Genomic DNA, 21,348 nt, shown 5'->3' with positions numbered 1-21,348 from the left:
TCAGTGAGCAGGTAGAAAACATTTAATTTTTCCTTTTTTTTATGAGTTCTTCCATCAAAGTTATTCAACCATCCGGTATTTTAGATGGCAACCAAGCCAGCGAATTTCGCCAAGAAATTGCCGAAGCCGTGCAGGGAGGTTCCGAGGTTATTATCGTTGACTTTAAGGATGTCACCTTTATGGATAGTTCTGGTTTAGGGGCGCTAGTTTTATCCTTAAAAACCGTGCGTTCTGCGGGGGGTGAACTATTGATCTGCTCGATTAATGATCAGATCAAAATGTTATTTGAATTGACTGATATGGATCGAGTTTTTGAAATTTTCAATAACCGAGAAGAATTAGAACAAAAAATTTTAGGAAGTTAATCAGCGAAAATCCACCTGCATAATCGAAAGATCATCCTTAAAATTGCCATCAAATTGTAAAGCTTGAATTTCTCCAATAAAATTATCGAGATTTTTAGCCGAATTACAGTGATAATTTCGTAAAGATTGAATAAAGTTTTCTAGTCCCCACATCCTACCATCAGCACAATCGATCTCGTAAATTCCATCGCTAAAAAGATAAAGACTACTGAGTAAATTCAGGGATTGAACCTGATTAATATATTCTGCTTCTAGAAACATCCCGATGGGAAAACCGGGGGCTTTCAGTCTGGTTTCAATCATCTGGCCAAAAGGTTTTTGAGTCAGGAGAACTGCTGGGGGATGACCGGCGCTGGCATAGGTTAACTGTTGTTGTTTCCGATCATAAATTCCGTACCAAATAGTAAAATATTTATCATTCTTAGGACTGATTTGATAAACTTGATTTAACCCTTGTAAAACCTGATTAGGTTCATAGTAATTCACCTGACTTAAACCACGGGAACGGAGTAAATTAATTACGGAAAGGGAAGGTAAAGCCGCTCGTAAACCATGGCCCGCCACATCTAAAAGATATAAGACCAAATGGTCATTATCTAACCAATAATAATCAAAGCCATCGCCCCCCAATTGACGAGAAGGAAGGAAGCGAAAATCGATAGCAAGTTTTGGAGAAATAAAAGGTTCTGGCAACAGCGATCGCACATAGTCCGCCGCCTCGGCTAACTCGATTTCTAGTAATTGTTTTTGTGCTTGCAGATCATGACTTAATTGATGCAAACGCATTCCCGCTCGCACACGCGCTTTTAACTCATTAATTTCGATCGGTTTACACAAAAAATCATCGGCCCCCGCATCCAATCCCTTCACCCGATCCTCCACCGATCCCAAAGAAGTTAAGAGGATAAAAAAAGTCGTTGACAGTTGGGGATTAAGCTTAATTTGCCGGCAAACTTCCAACCCATCGATCCCCGGCATCATCCAATCACAAATAATCATCGCCGGTTTTAGTTGCCCCGCTTGCTTTAATCCTTCTTCCCCATCACTGGCAACAAAAACCTCGTATTCCTTCTGCAAAGCTCGTCTCAGGAACGTTTGAATTACTCCATCATCATCAATTACTAGAATTCGTACCATCTTTTTTGTAACTCGACTATCTCAATCTTACTGCTTACCTCGGACTCCCTGACGGATGACTTTGCTTGTCCCTCAAGAGAAGATTAAATCCAGAATCGAGCTAACACATCATTCATAGTTGGGGAAAAATGGTATAACTTCTAGCGTAAGGCATTGCAGAGGTAAGCCGGGGGTGAAGATTTCTTTTCAGGTAGATAGCGATCTCAGGTCCTTAGATACCGTTTTAAAATATTTTCAGCAACTTGAACCGACGGGCATTCCCCAAAAAGACTGGCTCCAGTGTCAGCTTGCTCTTGCCGAAGGTTTTACCAATGCAGTCCGTCACGCTCACCGACACCTCCCCCCCGAAATCCCGATCGAGATCGAGATTGAGATTACCCCTCACCAGATGGAAATTCGCATCTGGGATCGGGGTTCCGTCTTCGATTTAGAGGACTTTATCGAGAAAAACGCCTATCATGACTATAGTTTCTCTGGTCATGGGCAAGGACTGCCGATCCTCCAAAAAATCGCCGATCAACTCAGTTATACTCGCAGCGAAGATCAGCGCAACTGTCTGTTAATTATTAAACAATTTTCCCGCCATGAATCCGATCGCACCCCTCGTTTCTCCTAGTTGGTTACTAACTAATCTCGATCGCCCCGATCTGATGGTTATTGACTGTCGTTTTCAATTAAACGATCCCGATCTCGGTTATCAAGAGTATTTGGCCAATCATATTGAAAATTCCTTCTATTTACACCTCGATCGCGATTTATCGGCTCCCATTGCCCGTCATGGCGGCCGTCATCCTTTACCGAATCCGCAGACGATAGCCGCTAAATTAAGCTCTTTAGGGGTGATTTCTGGTCAAACCCATGTTATCGCCTACGATTCCTCCCGTTTTGCCTTTGCCAGTCGTCTCTGGTGGTTATTACGTTATCTCGGCCATGAACGAGTCAGCATTCTCGATGGTGGTTGGCAAAATTGGTTAAATGCCGGTTATCCCGTCTCTAATCAGATACCTGTGCCGAAAACCGGCGCTTTTCTCCCCCAAGTTCAACAGGATTGGGTAGTGACGATCGAGGAGGTAAAAAGGCAAAAAGAGCAAGGGGGAGTGGTGTTAATTGATGCCAGGGAAAGCGATCGCTATCGGGGTGAAAGGGAACCGATCGATCCGATCGCGGGCCACATCGAGGGGGCGCTTAATTATCCCTGGTTGGAAGTCACCGATAGTCAGGGTTTTTCCCAACCCCAGGACCTGCAAACACAACGTTGGCAAGAGCGGCAAGGCGATCGAGAAATTATCCTCTACTGTGGTTCAGGAGTGACAGCCTGTGTTAATATCTTTTCCCTGACCCTAGCCGGATACGAGAATGTTAAGCTATATTCTGGAGGTTGGAGTGATTGGTGTTCCTACCTGATCTAACCAGCCTTGTTGATGCTCATCTATCGAGAAAGATTATCAAAATGACCTAATTACTGTACAATCCCCCTATTATCACTTTTAATTATTCCGAAACTATTATCTAGTTTGTCTTCTAAGTGGGTGGGTGGAATTAAATATAAGATGAACGTAGGTTGGGTTGAAGCATGAAACCCAACGCCCGATTATGTTACGCTACCGCTAACCCATCCTACAAATAATTGTGCCTCCCTACTTAGACAAAAAAGCTAATTTTTATTTTAGTTGCTATCTTTTTGCTCTCAAATCACCGCTATTCCTCAAAGAATAGTTATTTTCCCCCGTAAAATTACTTTTTAGTAATTTTATAGTTAAACTCTATAAAAAATTAGGTATGTATTTTGTATGACAGAAGCCGGTCTTTGTCATTGTAATGGTGGCACCCGTCCGAAAGATCGCCTTTCGATTTTTGTGGATGGCAATAATATGTTTTATGCTCAACAAAAAAATGGTTGGTTTTTTGACCCGCGCAAGGTGTTAAATTACTTCACCAACGACCCGAATATTATGTTAATTAATGCCTTTTGGTACACGGGTTTAAAAGATTCCCAAGATCAAAGAGGTTTTCGCGATGCTTTAATTAGTTTGGGTTATACGGTGAGAACAAAAATTTTGAAAGAATATTATGATGATAGTTCCGGTCGTTTTTCCCAGAAAGCTAATTTAGACATCGAAATTGTCGTCGATATGTTTAATACCGTCGATCAATACGATCGAGTGATTTTATTTAGCGGTGATGGCGATTTTGAACGAGCGATCGAACTATTGCGCTCTAAAAATACTCATATTACCGTAGTTTCTACGGAAGGGATGATCGCTAGGGAATTACGCAACGCTACCGATCGCTATATTGACCTGAATGATATTCGCAAAGATATCGAAAAAAGTGATTATTAATCGGCAGTTTTGTCTTTAAACCGACTATTTATCCCCTTTTTCTTTATTGGTAGTCCTCACCCCAAACCTTCTCCCAGAAGGAGATAGGTGAGGCAATTAACCATCTCTTGTTTATTTTTCCTTGAGTCGAAAGAGTAAAAACTGATTGACCTGATTCGGATTAAAATTATCATCACTGACTAAAATCAAAGAGCGACTACCATCAGCTAATCTTGGACCGGGGGTCATTGCTTCCAAATTATCTAAATCAATCCCCAAAGTCCCTAAATCTAGTAATAATTTTTTCCGCAAGGGTTGCACCTGTAAAGCTTCTAATTCCCCCGGTATTCTGGCGATTTTCGAGGTATCAGTGGCACTCCCATTAACTACCTGAAATAGTTTCGCTCCAAAACCTTCTAAACCAAAAGTTCGCTCTAAACTAAGAAAATAACCCTCTTTTTCTAAAGCTAATAATTCCGTTAAACCGTAGTATCTCGCACTACTGGGAGGCTCATCTAAGACATACAACTGTTCCGATACTAACACAGGCGCACCAATCGGATCAATCACATAATGAAGAAGTCGCACTCTGAGATTTTCTGCTCTTTTTCCCGTGGGACTATCTTGAATTAAAGCGTTTTCTGTGGCAGTAAACAAACGAAAAGGATCGTCTTTGAGGGTGCTGGTAATCCCTAAAGTTAAGGATTCAAACCCTAAATTATCCTGTATTCCTTTTTGATTGCTATCATCCGGTAAAAAGCGATTAGGAATTAATAAAGACTCCTTTAATTGTCCCTGTAAATCAAATTCAGCAATAAAAGGAGCAATTCCCTCTTTAACCGCACCTTCACTGGAAATAAACAAAGTTTGTCGGGGCGAAAAAGCGATACCTTCCGGGTCGATCGATCCCTTTTTAAACGTTTCTCCCTTGCCATCTTTTAGGAACGTGACTGCCTCTAAATTCACTTTTTCGATTTTTTCATCATTTATCTGCAAACTAGCCCGATAAAAGCGGGCTGGAGCTTTCTGAGAACGATCATCACTGAGGAGATAAAAGCGGTTATTGGTGCGATCATAGCTAATTGCCGATAATCCCCCCACCCTTGTCCCCTGATAATCCGCTTGTGGTAATTGATATTCTCCCAAAAACTCGATCGAGAGGGGTAGAAACATTCGTTGTTCTGCCAAAACTTGTGGGGAGACACCACAAGCCCCCAGACTAAAGGTTACAATTAAACTAGCAATTAAACCCAAAATTGGCAAACGGCAATTTTCGGCAGTCAGTCTCTTATAGAATCGATCGATCACAAAATATCATCCTCTACTACGTTCTTATCAATCTATTATGCTACGTTTTTCTCTCAGTTTATGGCTCTGTTTGATCGGTACTTCCCTTCCTCTCCTAGCACAAACAGAAACCCCTGCACCCAATCCCCTCGAAACTCCCCTAAAAAGTCCTTTATTACCCGCAATCGATCGCCCTTTAACTCCCTTGGAGCATCGTCAACTGTTATTATACATCGATCAACGGGATGCTGAAGCTCAAGCTAAATACGATGCGGGATTAAATGAGGAAGCTTTTCCTATCTGGTATGAAGTGATTAAATTAAATCGTTATTTAGGAGCCAAAGAAGAAGTAAAATCTTTGGGAAAAGTCGGGTTAGCAGCTTGGAATCGAGATCGAACCGAGGATGTTAAATTAATTACTGCTCGTTTAAAAACTGTGCAACAAACCGCAGAAATTAACCAGACAATGGACGGGGAATTATTAGCATTACTAGGTACATCCTATCAACAGGTACGAGCTTTTAATGAGGCGATAATTGTCTATGATAAAATCCTAGCTAATGCCAGAAAATCTGGGGATAATCTGGCAGTAGAAGCAACTTTAAATCAACTTGGTCAAATTCATTTATCCCGTTTTGATTATCAAAAAGCCGCCCCAGTTTACGAGGAATTATTAACTATTTCTAAGGCGCAGAATAATTCTTTAAATCAAGGAATTTATCTGCAAAGACTAGCAGAAATTTATCGAGAATCTCTGCAACCAGCTAACGCAGTAAAAATTAAAGAAGAAATAGCTGAAACCGAGATCAGAAATCAGCAAATACAGTTAATCCCCGATCTAAAAATTCAAATTGGCTTAGATTATCAAGCTTTAAAAGATGCAAATAAAGCCAGCCAAAACTTTCAAGAAGCCTATTCTCTCGCTTTTGCTTTACAACAGTACGGCACCGCAGGAGAAGCTTTAAATAAATTAGCAGAACTTTATAAAAGTTATCAACAGGTGGATTATGCTTTACAAATCTATCAAGAATTAATTAAAGTCCATGAATTGGGTTATAATTACTACGGTTTAATGAACACCTACGATCAAATCGGTCAAATTTATCTAGAGAGAAAAAATTATCCCCAAGCTTTACTCGCTTTCCAAAAAGGTGCGGAATTAGCCCAAGCTATCCGTTATCGTGAACAATATTTTCAAACCCAAATCACTCAAATTAATCAAGCAATAAATAATCCTGAATAGTTTTGAAACCATGATCGCATCTCACATTTGCAAAAATACCAAAAATCAGTCAGCAATTATTAGTGAATCTTAAAACGCCAATTCAAAAATGAAAAGCATCAACCTCAAGATTTGACAAAGAAAGGCTCCTCAGTTACTGAAAGAAAAATCTTTACTTATGACAAGGCCAAAGAATTTTGTGGACATCAAGAGTTGAGTCAGAAACTAGGAGCAGATTTTTATTTTGCTACTCCTTATCATTCTTGGGAGAGGGGATTAAACGAGCCTACTAATGGACTATTGAGATAATTTTTTCCCAAGGGAACGAATTTGAAAATCGTTGAACCAGAGGAGGTAGAAAGAGCCGTAAACTTAATTAACAATCGTCCTCGAAAATGTCTTGACTATCGTACCCCGAATGAGGTATTCTATAAAGGTAGATTAGACAGGGATGCAATTCAGACTTAAATTGATCAATTTTTTGCCAAATATAATCTTTGTCAAGTTAGGAAATTTGAAAAGATTTGATGCCTTTTCACAACTCATTTAGGTTTGCTATATTATGACAAAAGATGCTAGTCTTTTCGAAAATTACCAGTAGTTTTTGCTGAAATCATCACAAATTACTGACAAGTTTAATTATTAAAAGAGGGTGAGCGCCCATGGTCAAATCCGAAACCTAGCTGCTAAGAACCGAAAAAGTTGAGTTAGTATGAGGGGAGATTACCCTCTGAGGAGTTGCACTAAATTATATGGACATCAAATTAATCCTGTTGGCATTAACGGCTGTATTCACCGTCTCCTGTCTCTTTTTCGGCACCCGCAACGGTTTTTATGATAGCGATAACTACGATGGCAACGGTTCGGCTCACTAACCAGTCATCATAATCAGGGTTGCCATGGTTCAACGCTCTACTGCTGTCTGGGGGTCAAAATCCCTTTTATCCTGTTTACCTTTTGGTGTCGGTCACGCATCGGAAGGGGTTTGTCTCCTACTGAAAATCGGTTCCTATCGCATACTTTTAGATTGCGGTTTGGCCGATATGCAACCCCTGACCGAAAACAAAAAACCACCCGTAGATCTGGTGTTCTGTAGTCATGCCCACAGCGATCACATCCGTGGGTTAATGGCTCTCCATCAGACCTATCCCCAATTGCCAGTTTATGCCAGTGAGGTGACAGTACAACTGCTGCCCCTACAATGGCCCGATTCTGCCGAGGAAATCGGCAGTTTCTGTCAGGGTTGGCCATGGCGATCACCGATCACTCTCTTTGATGATCTCACCGTCGAGATTTTTCCGGCCGGCCACCTACCCGGGGCCGCCGTGGTCTTATTCACCTACAAAACCCCCAAACGTACCTATAAAGTCCTCTATACCGGCGATTTTTCCCTATCTAATTTTCAACTGGTGGAAGGATTATCGATCGATCTGCTGCGGGGAATATCCCCCGATGTGCTGATTATTGAAGGCAGTTACGGCACAGAACGCCATCCCCACCGACGACAGCAGGAAAAACAGTTGATGAATCGCATCTATCATGCGATCGCTGAGGGGCAAAATGTCTTACTACCCGTCCCCGCTTTGGGATTGGGTCAAGAAATTTTAAAATTACTGCGATCGCATCATCAATTCACGGGTCGCGATATTGATATCTGGGTTGGGGGCAAGATCGCTAAAGCTTGCGATGCCTACCTAGAAATCTTACCACAATTTCCCGCATCTGTCCAGAATTTTGCCAAACATCAGCCCTTATTTTGGGATGAGCGCATCTGTCCCCGGTTGCGAAGGTTGCCAGAAAAACCGACACCTCTAGGGGGAACCACTCCGATAATTTTACTAATCGATCGCCTAGAGGAGGTGAGTAAATATCTGCAAGGGGATAAACCTTGGTTAATGTTAGTTCCCCAACACCTGCACGATATCAACCTAGAGAATCCCCGATTAAAAGCGGCACAGCGTTCGCGATTAATTAGCCAAGAAACCTATCTACTGGCTGAACATAGCGATAGTCGCAACACCACCCAACTGATCCATAACCTGCGGCCGCAGCATATCATGCTCGTCCATGGCTCCCCCCTATATCTAGCGGATTTGACCAGTTTAGAAGAATTACAAAGCCGTTATCAACTCCATTCTCCGGCCGTGGGAACCCTGGTGGAATTGCCTATTGGCGATCGCTTTATGCAACCGACACCCCCGGCCCCCAGTCACTATGAGGGAGAATTAAATGAATCGGATTCGATCGTCACTATCACCTTACCAGAGTCGATCACCCGGGATCCCCGGTGGAGTAATTTCGCCGATACGGGACTGGTAGAAGCACGCTGGCAAGGGGAAGAATTATTATTGCGGGGAGTCTCTCAACGGGAACTATTAAGCGAGAGTCCCAATCGCATCACCAAAGCTTTAGAGGAGATGGATTGCTGTCGTGTCTGTGTCCACTACAAAAGTCAGCGCTGTTGGAATCCCGCTTCTCCCCTCTACGGTTTTAAAGTGGTTGCCGAAGGCTATTGTCCCGTTTTTGAAGCCAATATATAATTAGGGTCTGCTGAAAAAGTTGGTAGCTGGGGTTAGGAGTCGGTTTTTAGGAGTCACTATTCTGGGACTTCCTCCCTACAGAAATACTAAAAAACTAACAAAACCCTTAGATTTTAACTAAGAGGATGTTTGAAAAGGGTCACAGGTAGCCTAGTTGTCTAGGCAAGCCGCCTCAACATGAGTCGAATCATGCCGAGATAAATAAACGCCTCGAACTGTTCAACGTATCTCAGGGGAAGAGTTTCGGGTCAATCCTCGTAGTCTTTGCTTAATCGTCGCCAATAGACCTCTTGCATAATTTTTTTATGGTAAAACAGACGGTTTGGCTTTTTTATTGATTTTTGGATAGAAGTTAAAAAAAGAATATAGTCATTTCAGATAAGTCTGATACAATCTAGACCAACAAAATCCTTATGAACTCTGGGATTGATATTCTCAATCTTAATTGAAATGACTATAGAACATATCTTCACATTTCTTAAAAGTTGCCAAACATTAATCCAGTGAAGGAGAATTGTAATTAATCAGGAGAATTTATTCTCAATTATAAAAATTGAGATAGTTTGTGCCGCTCAAATAAAGAGGTTTTGATAACCAAATTAAAGCATATCTAAAGAGTTTTGAGTTAAAAGTAAAACTTCAAGTTTTTATTTAAAACAAACTTAATAACTAACTAATTTTTCCAAAAAAGTTAGTTAAACCACCACTATAACATATAATTAATTTACAATAATTCTACTGATAACTGATAACTGATTAAAGCCCACCCTAAAATACTATCTAAGCGATTAAAGATTTAACTTTACTAATGATACCAACTGGGTCAATACCTTGGTGGGGGAATTGTTCCCATAAACCGCCACAACCTTCATGGTGAGTACCGATGTAGGCGTATTTAGGAGTTAAACCGCGTTCGAGTAACCAAGAACCATAACGGCTACCTAAACCCGTACGACGGTTAAATGCTTCTACCACTAAAACAAAGGGAGAATTACCAACTTTAGCGATAATTTCTTCATCCACTACATTGAGAGTAGATTTATTAATTAAACCCACGTCGATCCCCTCTTGTTTTAAGCGTTCCACTGCATCTAAAGCGCGGTATAAACCATCGCCAAAGCTGATGATATAACCGGCAGTGCCTTCCCGAATTACTTCATCTTTTCCGGGGACAAAGGTGTAACCATCGCCAAAGAAATTATTGCCTTTAGTATCAAGAATATTGGGAGTTTTAGAACGAGTCGAGAAGATAAAACGTAAACCGGGTTGATGGAAAGTTGCCTCGACACAAGCGGTCATTTGTGCCGCATCGGCCGGGAAATAAAGACGGGTTTCGTAACCGTCATCGAGTCCATTATCGGCAAAGAAATTATTCAAACCAAAGTGACAGGTATTATCGGCCATGTCATCGATACCGGAATGGGAAAAATGACACAAAAGATTAGAATAATTCAAGCGGGCCATGGTGATTTCAGAAATACACATTTCTAGAAAAGCGGCAAAGGTGGCGAAAATTCCCTGTTTACCTTTTTCCATACCAAAACCAGCGGCTGCCGAAAGATTGCCCCGTTCCATAATACCGGAAGGAATAAACACTTCGGGATGTTTATCGTGGATAATTTTCAAACCACAGGAACCTTCTAAATCGCTATCTACTACTAATACCTTAGCCTTGCGTTCTTCCTCGCTCATTTTGCCTAAAAGACTGACTACTGCTTCGCCGAAAACATTGCGGTTAGAACCCCATTTATCCCCAGAACCGAGGAATTTATAGTCATTAGAAGGCTTCTTAATACTGTTGAGATATTCCACAGCGGCACTGTGTCCTTTTGCCTCTAAATATTTTAAAGCCAAGGGGACAGAAATCACATCATGACCGTGGTTAGAACCTTCTAAACCTTCAATACCGGGACACATGGGACGTTTATTAATAATCGCAATCGGGCCCGGAGTATTAATTGCTTCACAGATATTGCGATACAAACTATCGATATCTTCCCCATCTCCCACTAACACTTTTAGACCATGGCCGATGAGAGTTTTAGCCACATCATAACCGGGTAAATATTTGGAAGGATTACCGGCAATCGTCACATCATTATCATCAATAATCAGCTTAACATTAATGTGTTGAGCCACGGCTAAACGGGCAGCTTCCGCGTCATTGCCTTCCTGTTGAGAACCATCGGAACCTAAACAAAAAACGGTTTTTCCGGGGTTAGCTAAAGCGACACCGTTAACGTAGGGCCACATATGTCCTAAACGGCCAGAACTAAATTTGACACCGGGGGTTAATCCTAATTCCGGGTGTCCGGGGAGTTTAGAATTGGCCTCGCGGTAGTGCATTAATTGTTCTGCGGGTAAAGAACCTTCTAACGCAGACATGAGATATTGAGTACCGACGCGGTGTCCTGCTTCATCGAAGAAGATTGGTACAAATTGACTAGGTTGACTGCGGAAAAGAGCATCGAGAATCACCACTTCCGGGACGGTATCGTAGGGACCGCCGGTGTGTCCACCCACACCCCGGGCCGCACCCGTGGCAGTAAAAAAGATGATAGCATCGCGACAAAGTTGGATATTGGCTTTTAGGGCGCTTCTTTGGTCGTCGGTGAGGGTGGGGTTACTGGGGTCGAGACTGATGGGTTTATAGGCACTCAAATCGATGGGAAAGGTTGTCATCGTAGATTTTCCTTAATGTAGAGAAATAACTATAGTCAGGGAAATCATAGCCTAGAATGTCACCCGATCGATTGATTGAATAATTTCTTATCATTGGTGTAGTCCCTAATACAAAAGTTTTACCCCTGCTGGGATAGCTTCCACTGTCCAGGACGGGGGAAATCTTAAAAAAGATAGGAGAAAAAAAGCTGTTCTTGAGGGCAATAGTCCAGAATGGCAGCTAAGACCAAGTAAAAAGGATAACCTTTGACTCGGTTTTCCTTTTCGGGAGGCGGTCGTAGGTCGTCAATATCAAATTAGGTTATACTTCATCTTTATGAGAAGGGCTGTCAGTTGATATTAATGCAATCTCTAGCCCAAAAATCGGCGCATAATTAACAAAAACTAGATTTAAGGTAAAAACTATGTGTTTAGGCATACCGGGACAAATTACGGCAATTATTGATGAAAACCATCATCTCGCTCTCGTCGATGTGGGGGGTGTAAAAAGAGAAGTAAATATCGCTTGTATTGTTGATGAAGACCATCCCGCTAATACTTGTGTAGGGGATTGGGTATTAGTTCATGTGGGTTTTGCCATGAATCGAATCGATGAAGATGAGGCGCAAGAAACCCTAAATTTATTAACACAATTAGCGGAATTAGAGTTAGAATTTAATCATAATTAATGTTCTTAAAGTAGTCACCCATAAATTAATGCTGTTGTCTATCTATAAGAAATGTAAATTACGGCAATTATTACTGACTACCGACAGCTAAAAATTATAATTAAAGGAGATAAACTATGAAATACGTTGATGAATTTCGTGATCCAGTTAAAGCGTCGGGATTAATTCAACAAATAGAACAATTATCGACAAGAATCTCTGAAAAGCGGCAAAAAGTTACTAAAATTATGGAGGTTTGTGGAGGTCATACCCACTCAATTTTTAGATACGGTATCGAGGCAATACTTCCAGAAACTATCGAATTAATTCATGGTCCTGGATGTCCCGTTTGTGTGATGCCGCGAGGTCGTTTAGATGATGCCATTTTTCTCGCACAAAAACCGAACGTAATTCTGACAACTTTTGGCGATACTATGCGTGTTCCCGGTTCCCATTTGAGTCTGCTGCAAGCACGAGCAAAAGGTGATGATATTCGCATGGTTTATTCTCCTCGCGATGCCTTAAAAATTGCCAGAGAAAATCTCGATAAAGAAGTAATATTTTTAGCATTAGGGTTTGAAACAACCGTTCCTAGCACCGCTTTAACCGTTTTAGAAGCACAAAGAGATGGCATCACTAATTTTAGTTTATTTTCTAATCATGTGGTGATTATTCCCGCTCTGAAAGTTTTGTTAGATAACCCAGATTTACAGTTAGACGGTTTTGTTGGTCCCGGTCATGTCAGCATGGTAATTGGCACAGAACCCTATCAAGTTATTGCCCAAGAATATCATAAACCTGTGGTAGTTTCTGGGTTTGAACCCTTGGATATTCTCCAATCAATTTGGATGGTATTAAAACAATTAGATGAGCAGAGATGTGAGATAGAAAATCAGTACGATCGAGTGGTACAAAATCAAGGAAATAGAGTCGCTTTATCGGCAATCAAGCAAGTTTTTGAACTGCGGGATCAGTTTGAATGGCGAGGTTTAGGAGAAATTGCTCAAGGAGGATTAAAACTGCGAGATGAGTACAGTAATTTTGATGCGGAGAAAAAATTTACCCTACCCAATCAGCGTGTTAAAGATCACAAAGCTTGTCAGTGTGGCGAAATTCTTAAAGGTGTTTTAAAACCCTGGGAATGTAAAGTATTTGGTACTGCTTGTACTCCCGAACACCCCATCGGTACTTGTATGGTTTCTAGTGAAGGTGCTTGTGCCGCTTATTATAAGTATGGCAGACATCGGTAAATTTTTTTACTGATTAGTGTCCTTTCCCGCGAGGAAACGCTAGACTTTTCAGAGAAAAAATTAACAATCTCTCGGTAACAAAAAAGGATGAAAATCAAAAATAATCTGGGTTTATTTAGCTTAACTACCTCTCTACTGCTAGTTATCGCTTCAGAAATCGTTCTTGCTTCCCAAGAACAAACCCTAGAACTGCCACCAAGTCAACCCCCCAGCGCCGATTTTTTCAAACCCGTCACCAATCTAATTAAAGATTTAAACCATCAGGGAGTAACCATCACCGATCCTAATGATCCCATGGCGGTGCGCTACCGAGTCAATTCCCCCTGTCGCGGTTGTGCGGTTTATCTAGGCACGGGAGTTGCCAATCCTCGCACCCAGACTAATAATAATGGCATGGGAATCAATTTTGGTCTTGGTTTCACCATGCCTTTTTCACCCTAAATACCGATGACATATTTACGCCATTCGTGATTGTGATTCCCCCTGGTGTGCTTTAATAGCTCAAAGTGGAGACTGCTGTAGGGACGACGTGGCTGGGCGAGTAGGGACATATTGGCCTCTTTTGGTGTACGATTGCCCTTATGCACATTACAACGCACACAAGCCGCCACTAAATTCTCCCAAGTGTCACCCCCTCCGCGAGAACGGGGAATCACATGATCAATGGTTAATTGTTCACCTCGGTAGAGACAGTATTGACAGGTGTGATGATCTCGTTCGAGAATATTACGACGGGTTAAAGGAATTTCCTTGTAGGGAACACGGACGTATTGCCTAAGACGGATAACGGAAGGTAGGGGTAAGTCACGACAAACCACTTTTCCGTTATGTTCTAGGGATTCAGCTTTTCCTTTCAATAATAAAACGATCGCACGCCGCCAACTGGTAATATTTAGCGGTTCGTAGGAGGCATTCAACACGAGAACCTTGCTCATAGGTGTCTGGAGATCGCTTGAATTTACCCCGAATGGTAACACATATCACTGGGATTGGGACCTATTATACTCAATCCGTTGAGCATAGGCTACATATCAGGACAGCCGAACGGCAAGAGGCACTCATGCAAAAGGGTCTTGAGGTTGATGCGTTTCATTTTTGAATTGGCGAAGCTAGTTCGAGAGTTTGAATGCTCAGGACGCTGCCAAAGCAGCAATGCCGACCTCTAGTTTAGAATGGGTTTGTAGGGGGAACGAAAAATACTCAAGAATCTGATTGAAATTGATGGTGCTAAACAAGTAATGATAAATCCAAAGAGGAATTATAGTGATAGATAAAATACTATATCTCCCCGATCCGTAGGCAATTTTGGACAATTAGGCATGGCGGAGAGACACTTGATTTTTAGCGACTATTCTATCATCATTACTTCTTGAGGACTACCGTAAAAAGCAAAAAGCGGCCAGATTTGCCTTTTGTTCCCTCTTATCTATTCCTCTCAATAATTTCGACTCAAATCATGAAAAAACGCTTACAATGGCTAGGTTTAATCCTGATCACCCTGATAGGTGTCCTAGCTTTTCGTTCCCCAGCAATTGCCCAAACCCCGCGACATTTTACCGATTTAACTTTTCCTCCCCTTCCTGAAGTTACAGTTCCCCAATACGAGCGCTATCAACTAGATAATGGGATGGTGGTTTATTTAGTGGAGGATCGGAGCTTACCTTTAGTAAGTGGTACGGCGATGATTCGGACGGGAGGAAGATTAGAATCCGGGGAAAAAGTCGGATTAGCCGATATTACTGGAACCGTGCTGCGTAGTGGTGGCACGGAAAAACATCCTTCTAATGTCTTAAATCAGTTATTAGAACAAAGAGCAGCCCTAGTAGAAACCTCGATCGATCTTAATGCTGGAACTGCTAGTTTTAGCGCTCTTAGTGAAGATTTAGAAACCGTTTTTAATCTCTTTGCTGAGGTTTTGCGTTCCCCAACTTTTGAAAATCAGAGAGTGGAATTAGCCAAAGTTCAGGAAAAAGGAGCAATTGCCCGACGTAATGATGATCCCAGTGATATTGCTAGTCGGGAGTTTAAAAAGCTAGTCTATGGTGATAATAGCCCCTACGCTCGTACTGTAGAATATAGCACTTTAGCTAATATTGATCGTCAGGATTTAATCGATTTTTATCGTACCTATGTCCGTCCCGACCAAATAATTTTAGGAATTATCGGTGATTTTGATTCTCAGTCGATGAAAGCATTAATCAATAAGACTTTTGGCGATTGGAAAAATCCCGCCACTGCCCCTAAAATTGTCACCCCTTCGGCAACCCAAAAAAATCTTCAAGGTGTCTTTGTCGTCAATCAACCCCAATTAACCCAGAGTAGCGTTTTATTAGGTCATCTTGGGGGTCGGTTGGATAGTCCCGACTATCCCGCTTTAACGGTATTAAATGAGATTTTAAGCGGTTTTGGTGGTCGTTTATTTAATGAAGTGCGCTCCCGTCAAGGATTAGCTTATTCTGTCTATGGTGTCTGGAATAGTCGTTATGATTATCCCGGTTTATTTATTGCTGGAGGTCAAACTCGCACCGATGCTACCGTACCTTTTATTAAGGCAATTTTAGGCGAAATCGAGCGCCTTCGCAATCAACCCGTTACTGCCAAAGAATTAGAAGACGCTAAAAATGCTATTCTCAATTCTTTTGTTTTTAAGTTTGAGAAACCTGCTCAAAATTTATCGCGATTGATGACTTATGAATACTATGGTTATCCCCAAGATTTTATCTTCCGTTATCAACAAGCGGTAAAAGGGGTGACAATTGCCGATATTCAACGAGTGGCCCAACAATATCTACAACCGAATCAAATTGTGACTCTAGTAGTGGGTAATGAACAGGAAATTCAACCTCCTCTATCCAGTTTGGGAACTACGGTTAAAACTGTTGATGTCACCATCACACAAATATAAATAACTGTAGAGATGTCGGGTGTGTTACATGACGCTAACACACCTGAGAAAAATTTCCTTTTAAATGTTGACAAATTGCCTATCATAAAAGCATAGTCTTCATCAATTCCCCAGAGACTTTTAGGGTTAGTATGTAATGCTCATCGAATTTAGTGTCGGTAATTATCGGTCTTTTAAGGATGTAGTTACTCTCAGTATGGTGGCTGCAGATGAAGCAGCAGATAATGATGAGCTTGATAAAAATAATGTTTTTAAGGTTAATCAGAATTTTAGTTTACTAAAAAGTGCTGCTATTTATGGAGCAAATGCTAGTGGTAAGAGTAATTTGATTCTGGCCTTATATTTTATGCAAAGTTTTGTCATTAATTCCTCGAAATTACAAATTACAGATAAGATAGATTTAGAAAAATTTCGATTAAGTTCTGAAACCGAAGATAAACCTTCTTTTTTTAAGATAGTTTTTTATCTAGATAATAAGACCTATGAATATAGCTTTGAAGTCACTCAAGAGCGAGTAATTTCTGAGGGGTTATCTTGCACGCCCAAAACTCGTAAAACTAATATATTTAGTCGTGAAAAAGATAAAATTAAATATAGTAAAAGTCTGATGAAGGGCAAAGATGTCAAAGATTTAACTAAAAAAAATACCTTATTTCTATCGATTGCTGCTCAGTTTAATGATCCGTTAGCAGGTAAGATTTTACTCTGGTTTAGTAGGTTAAAGATTATATCGGGTTCGCAACTTGAAAATTTAAGACAGCTATCTATTGACTATCTTTCTAGAGAGCAAAATCTTAAAAATGAAATCGTTTTCTTAATTAAAAAATTAGATTTGAGTATCAAGGATATGAGTATAGAAGTGGGACGGAAACCCCTAGATAATTTTCATAAGGATATTCCAGATACAGTTTACAACTCCATTGAAACCTATCATGAAAAGTATGATTTAGAGGGAAAGGTAATCGGGTTAGAAAGCTTTCAACTGAATAAACATGAGTCGCGTGGCACTCAAAAATTATTTGCTTTATTAGCACCTATTTTATCGGTTTTAAAAGCAAGTGAGGTATTAATAATTGATGAACTGGATTCCCTACTGCATCCCTTAATGGCAATAGCAATTATTGGATTATTTAACTCTCAACAAACAAACCCTAAAAATGCTCAACTTATTTTTGCTACTCATGATGTTAATTTACTTAGTAATCAACTGTTTAGAAGAGATCAAATCTGGTTTACCGAAAAAAATCGCCAAGAAGCAACGGATTTATATTCTCTGGTCGAATTTGATATTGATAATAATGCTTCCTTTGAACAAGATTATATTCAAGGTCGCTATGGTGCCATACCTTTTATTGGTGATTTAAGCAAAGTTATCGGTGATTATTATGGCTAAAAAAGATGGTAATTATAGTTATTTAAAACGTCAAGCTAACAGGAGACAGCCAAGGGAAATATTTTTGATTGTTTGTGAAGGAGAAAAGACTGAATACTATTACTTTACTTGTTTGAGGGAAGATTTAAAATCTAATAACATTAAAATAAAAGTTAAGGGAGAAGGTCAAAATACCTTGAGTTTAGTCAAGAAAGCAATTAATATTAAAAACAATGAAAAATCAGCATCTTACGATCAAGTTTGGTGTGTTTTTGATAAAGATAATTATACCAAAGAGCAATTTAATCAAGCTGAGGGACTTGCCCAAAAAGAAAATATCAAGATTGCCTATTCTAATGAAGCCTTTGAAATTTGGTATATTTTGCACTTTCAATATCTTGATACTGCTACACCTAGAGATAGATACGGGAGTATTTTAACTAATCAAATGAGAAAACTTGGATTAGTTTGCGAGAAAGAAAAATATGAAAAAAACCGAGAGAATATCTATGAAAAATTAAAGCCTTATCAGCCTACAGCGATTATCAACGCCGAAAAACTTATTAAACGGCGAGATGAATTAAAACAACATCCTTTTGATCCCCATCCTTCCACTACCGTACATGAATTAGTGAGGGAACTCAATAAAAATAGTCGATCTTAAACTTAACTATTTTGAGATAACTAAGGCTATCATTCAGGAAAGTTACTGTTGAGACTCCTGATTAGTTTGTTAATTTTTATGTCAAGTACCTAGACAATTAAACCCTTTAGAGATAGGGTGAGCGTGGCTGAGTTGGCTATTGTAGAGTTTTGTAAATAAATATCAAACTCAAGGGTTTTTGAAGATGGTATGTCGCTAAACTGAAAGTATAGAGTACAGAGGTAAAAATACTTATGATGCTACTACAAGATGTTGCGAGAACCTCTAGAGAACAAGCATTAATTCTGTGGTTTGAAGAAGTAGACAGCAAAGATGTGGGATTAGTCGGTGGCAAAAACTCCTCCTTAGGCGAAATGATCCAACAATTAACCCCGAAAGGGATTAATGTCCCCACAGGATTCGCCACCACCGCTTACGCTTACCGTCACTTTGTCGAAAAAGCCGGACTAGACGCACAATTAAGACAAATTTTCCAAGATTTAGACGAAAACGATGTGCAGAACCTGCAAGAAAAAGGTAAACAAGCACGCACATTAATCCTAAATACACCGTTCCCCGATGATTTAAGTCATGCGATCGCTATTGCCTATCGCCGACTCTGTGAACGTTATGGCGATGATCTCTATCATTCCATCGATGTGGCAGTTCGATCGAGCGCCACTGCCGAAGACTTACCAGAAGCGAGTTTTGCCGGACAACAGGAAACCTATCTCAACGTGCAAGGGGTGAGGGGAGTTTTAGAAGCTTGCCATAAATGTTTTGCCTCTTTATTCACCGATCGCGCTATTTCCTACCGTCATCATAACGGCTTCGATCACTTTGCCGTCGCCCTTTCCGTCGGTGTCCAAAAAATGGTGCGTTCAGATCTAGCCACCTCCGGGGTGATGTTTTCCATCGATACGGAAACAGGGTTCAAAAATGCCACTTTAATCACCGCAGCCTACGGTTTAGGGGAAAATGTCGTGCAAGGAGCCGTTAACCCCGACGAATATCTGGTTTTTAAACCCACTCTTAAAAACGGCTACAAACCCATCCTCGACAAACGCCTCGGCAGTAAAGCCATCAAGATGATCTACGATGATGGAGGATCGCGTCTAACCAAGAATATCCGAGTTAACAAGCTAGAACAGGATCAATTCTGCATTAGTGACCAAGAAATCCTCACTTTAGCCCGTTGGACGACCCAAATCGAGGAACATTACTCGCAAGTGCGCGGAACCTACACCCCCATGGATATCGAATGGGCAAAAGATGGGATCACGGGAGAACTCTTTATCGTTCAGGCCCGTCCAGAAACCGTACAATCGCAAAAAGCCGCTAATATCCTTAAATCCTACGAAATTAAAGAAAGAAGTCAAGTTTTAGCGGTGGGACGGAGTGTAGGTGCGGCAATCGGTCAAGGAAAAGCCAGAGTCATCCTCAGTGTAGATAAAATCAACAACTTTAAACCGGGAGAAGTTCTCGTCACCAATCGCACGGATCCCGACTGGGAACCGATTATGAAACAAGCAAGCGCGATCGTGACTAATCAAGGTGGTCGTACTTGCCATGCCGCTATTATCGCACGAGAAATGGGTATTCCGGCGATCGTGGGTTGCAATAATGCCACGGAAACGATTAAAACCGGTCAGGAAGTCACCGTTTGCTGTGCGGAAGGGGATGAAGGGAAAGTTTACCTCGGATTGCTACCCTTTGAAATTCTTGAAACTCCCCTGGACAATTTGCCCCAAACTCGGACAAAAATCCTCATGAATATCGGTAATCCCGAAAAAGCCTTCGCTTTTGCCGATATTCCTGCCCAAGGGGTCGGTTTAGCGCGTCTAGAGTTTATTATCGCTAACCACATTCAGGCCCACCCCAGCGCCTTGCTGAAATTCCACGAATTGGAAGAAGGAGACGTAAAAGACCAAATCGCCGAATTAACCAAACACTACGAGGATAAACCCCAATTTTTCGTCGATAAATTGGCCCGGGGAATTGCCATGATTGCAGCCGCATTCTACCCCAAAGATGTAATTGTGCGGATGTCCGATTTTAAATCCAATGAATACGCTAATTTATTGGGTGGCAAACCCTTTGAACCCAAGGAAGAAAACCCGATGATCGGTTGGCGCGGCGCTTCCCGTTATACTGATCCTAATTATCGCGAGGCTTTCGCTTTGGAATGTCGGGCGCTGAAAATGGTCCGGGAAGAAATGGGATTAACTAATGTGATTCCGATGATTCCTTTCTGTCGTACCCCCGAAGAAGGGATGAGAGTCCTCGAAGAAATGGCGAAAAATGGTCTCGAACGCGGGGTTGATGGTTTGCAAGTTTATGTGATGTGTGAGTTACCAAGTAATGTAATTCTTGCCGACCAATTTGCTCAGGTGTTTGACGGATTTTCGATCGGTTCTAATGATTTGACCCAATTAACCTTAGGATTAGATCGGGATTCTGCCCTAGTTGCCCATCTTTTTGATGAACGGAATGAGGGAGTTAAACGCATGGTGAAAATGGCTATTGAAACCGCTAAAGCCCATAATCGCAAAATCGGTATCTGTGGTCAAGCTCCCAGTGATTACCCCGAATTCGCTCAATTTTTAGTGGAATTAGGCATCGATTCCATCAGTCTTAATCCTGATTCTGTCCTCAAAACTTTATTGATGGTGGCAGCAGTGGAGCAAGGACAATAGTTTAGTGACAAAGGTGGGCAAGTCCCACCTTTTTTTGTCTTGGTATAAGTAATACTAAATCCGTCGAGTATAGGCTACATATCAGGACAGGCACTCAGGCAAAAGTGAGAATAAATAATCAGTTTTTACTAACCAGATTTAGTATTAGATATTGAGGGGTAATTAATTAAAATTCCCAACAGTGATTAGCATCCTTTAACGCGGCTTTTACCGTTAATAATTGACTAAAATTATCAAAGAAATAGAGCAAAATAAGATGATAATTTCTTCTAAAGTTAAGG

18 protein-coding genes and 1 pseudogene are annotated in these 21,348 nt (G+C 41.0%); 15 read left to right on the top strand and 4 right to left on the bottom strand.

All coding sequences use genetic code 11. The features are described 5' to 3' along the window. Positions 1-41: 41 nt before the first annotated feature. Positions 42-365, top strand: coding sequence for an STAS domain-containing protein (locus tag IM507_RS00300; RefSeq protein WP_069475738.1), 324 nt, complete (start codon positions 42-44; stop codon positions 363-365). Here the strand turns inward: IM507_RS00300 and IM507_RS00295 are convergent, their stop codons facing one another. Next, entirely contained in the window at positions 366-1,502 is a 1,137-nt protein-coding gene (locus IM507_RS00295) for a SpoIIE family protein phosphatase (RefSeq protein WP_287636292.1), read from the bottom strand. It abuts the gene before it with no gap. A 172-nt stretch (positions 1,503-1,674) separates the two neighbouring features. Here IM507_RS00295 and IM507_RS00290 point away from each other — a divergent pair, with 172 nt between their 5' ends. The 3 genes from IM507_RS00290 to IM507_RS00280 all read left to right on the top strand — a co-directional run bounded on the left by IM507_RS00290 (position 1,675) and on the right by IM507_RS00280 (position 3,844). After that, entirely contained in the window at positions 1,675-2,118 is a 444-nt protein-coding gene (locus tag IM507_RS00290; protein WP_002777751.1) for an ATP-binding protein, read from the top strand. Beyond that, complete coding sequence (locus IM507_RS00285) at positions 2,087-2,911, top strand: sulfurtransferase (protein ID WP_002738015.1); 825 nt, start codon at positions 2,087-2,089, stop codon at positions 2,909-2,911. Before IM507_RS00290 ends, IM507_RS00285 begins: the two co-directional genes overlap by 32 nt. A gap of 381 nt (positions 2,912-3,292) precedes the next feature. After that, positions 3,293-3,844, top strand: coding sequence for a LabA-like NYN domain-containing protein (locus IM507_RS00280; protein WP_002751943.1), 552 nt, complete (start codon positions 3,293-3,295; stop codon positions 3,842-3,844). A 111-nt stretch (positions 3,845-3,955) separates the two neighbouring features. Here the strand turns inward: IM507_RS00280 and IM507_RS00275 are convergent, their stop codons facing one another. Continuing rightward, entirely contained in the window at positions 3,956-5,131 is a 1,176-nt protein-coding gene (locus IM507_RS00275) for an esterase-like activity of phytase family protein (protein WP_287636290.1), read from the bottom strand. 37 nt (positions 5,132-5,168) lie between these two features. Between IM507_RS00275 and IM507_RS00270 the strand changes: the two genes are divergently transcribed. From IM507_RS00270 to IM507_RS00255, 4 genes and pseudogenes are all read left to right on the top strand, one after another. Continuing rightward, entirely contained in the window at positions 5,169-6,353 is a 1,185-nt protein-coding gene (locus IM507_RS00270) for a tetratricopeptide repeat protein (protein WP_002737498.1), read from the top strand. Between the two features lie 138 nt (positions 6,354-6,491). Then, positions 6,492-6,800: pseudogene (locus IM507_RS00265) on the top strand (IS30 family transposase); the annotation flags it as partial. Between the two features lie 284 nt (positions 6,801-7,084). Then, entirely contained in the window at positions 7,085-7,207 is a 123-nt protein-coding gene (locus IM507_RS00260) for a hypothetical protein (RefSeq protein ID WP_002737208.1), read from the top strand. Between the two features lie 24 nt (positions 7,208-7,231). Continuing rightward, entirely contained in the window at positions 7,232-8,872 is a 1,641-nt protein-coding gene (locus IM507_RS00255) for an MBL fold metallo-hydrolase (RefSeq protein ID WP_002735309.1), read from the top strand. Positions 8,873-9,652: 780 nt separating this feature from the next. Here the strand turns inward: IM507_RS00255 and IM507_RS00250 are convergent. Further along, positions 9,653-11,554, bottom strand: a complete 1,902-nt coding sequence (locus IM507_RS00250; RefSeq protein WP_190538048.1) for a transketolase C-terminal domain-containing protein — start codon at positions 11,552-11,554, stop codon at positions 9,653-9,655. A gap of 404 nt (positions 11,555-11,958) precedes the next feature. Between IM507_RS00250 and IM507_RS00245 the strand changes: the two genes are divergently transcribed. From IM507_RS00245 to IM507_RS00235, 3 genes are all read left to right on the top strand, one after another. Then, the gene (locus IM507_RS00245; RefSeq protein WP_069475744.1) at positions 11,959-12,222 is read left to right on the top strand and encodes a HypC/HybG/HupF family hydrogenase formation chaperone; all 264 of its coding nucleotides are present in this window, start codon (positions 11,959-11,961) and stop codon (positions 12,220-12,222) included. 116 nt (positions 12,223-12,338) lie between these two features. Then, complete coding sequence (gene hypD / locus IM507_RS00240) at positions 12,339-13,451, top strand: hydrogenase formation protein HypD (protein WP_069475745.1); 1,113 nt, start codon at positions 12,339-12,341, stop codon at positions 13,449-13,451. Positions 13,452-13,538: 87 nt separating this feature from the next. After that, entirely contained in the window at positions 13,539-13,892 is a 354-nt protein-coding gene (locus IM507_RS00235; protein ID WP_002751924.1) for a hypothetical protein, read from the top strand. Here the strand turns inward: IM507_RS00235 and IM507_RS00230 are convergent. Further along, a complete protein-coding gene (locus tag IM507_RS00230) occupies positions 13,889-14,386 on the bottom strand; it encodes an HNH endonuclease (RefSeq protein WP_002751922.1) in 498 nt (165 codons plus the stop codon). The genes IM507_RS00235 and IM507_RS00230 overlap by 4 nt on opposite strands. 521 nt (positions 14,387-14,907) lie before the next feature. Here IM507_RS00230 and IM507_RS00225 point away from each other — a divergent pair. From IM507_RS00225 to ppsA, 4 genes are all read left to right on the top strand, one after another. Further along, a complete protein-coding gene (locus IM507_RS00225) occupies positions 14,908-16,356 on the top strand; it encodes a M16 family metallopeptidase (protein ID WP_002777768.1) in 1,449 nt (482 codons plus the stop codon). A 136-nt stretch (positions 16,357-16,492) separates the two neighbouring features. Continuing rightward, positions 16,493-17,749 carry an AAA family ATPase gene (locus IM507_RS00220; RefSeq protein WP_002737351.1) on the top strand — a complete coding sequence of 419 codons (1,257 nt, stop codon included), beginning with the start codon at positions 16,493-16,495 and terminating at the stop codon, positions 17,747-17,749. Further along, positions 17,742-18,392 carry an RloB family protein gene (locus IM507_RS00215; RefSeq protein ID WP_287636286.1) on the top strand — a complete coding sequence of 217 codons (651 nt, stop codon included), beginning with the start codon at positions 17,742-17,744 and terminating at the stop codon, positions 18,390-18,392. Before IM507_RS00220 ends, IM507_RS00215 begins: the two co-directional genes overlap by 8 nt. A 233-nt stretch (positions 18,393-18,625) precedes the next feature. Beyond that, positions 18,626-21,067 (top strand): phosphoenolpyruvate synthase, encoded by a 2,442-nt coding sequence (gene ppsA / locus IM507_RS00210; RefSeq protein ID WP_002751914.1) that lies wholly within the window; start codon positions 18,626-18,628, stop codon positions 21,065-21,067. Positions 21,068-21,348: the final 281 nt, after the last annotated feature.

The organism is Microcystis sp. M20BS1 (genome assembly GCF_020245305.1).
GTDB classification, from domain to species: Bacteria; Cyanobacteriota; Cyanobacteriia; order Cyanobacteriales; family Microcystaceae; genus Microcystis; species Microcystis ichthyoblabe_A.
This window is presented reverse-complemented; position numbering and strand designations above follow the sequence as displayed.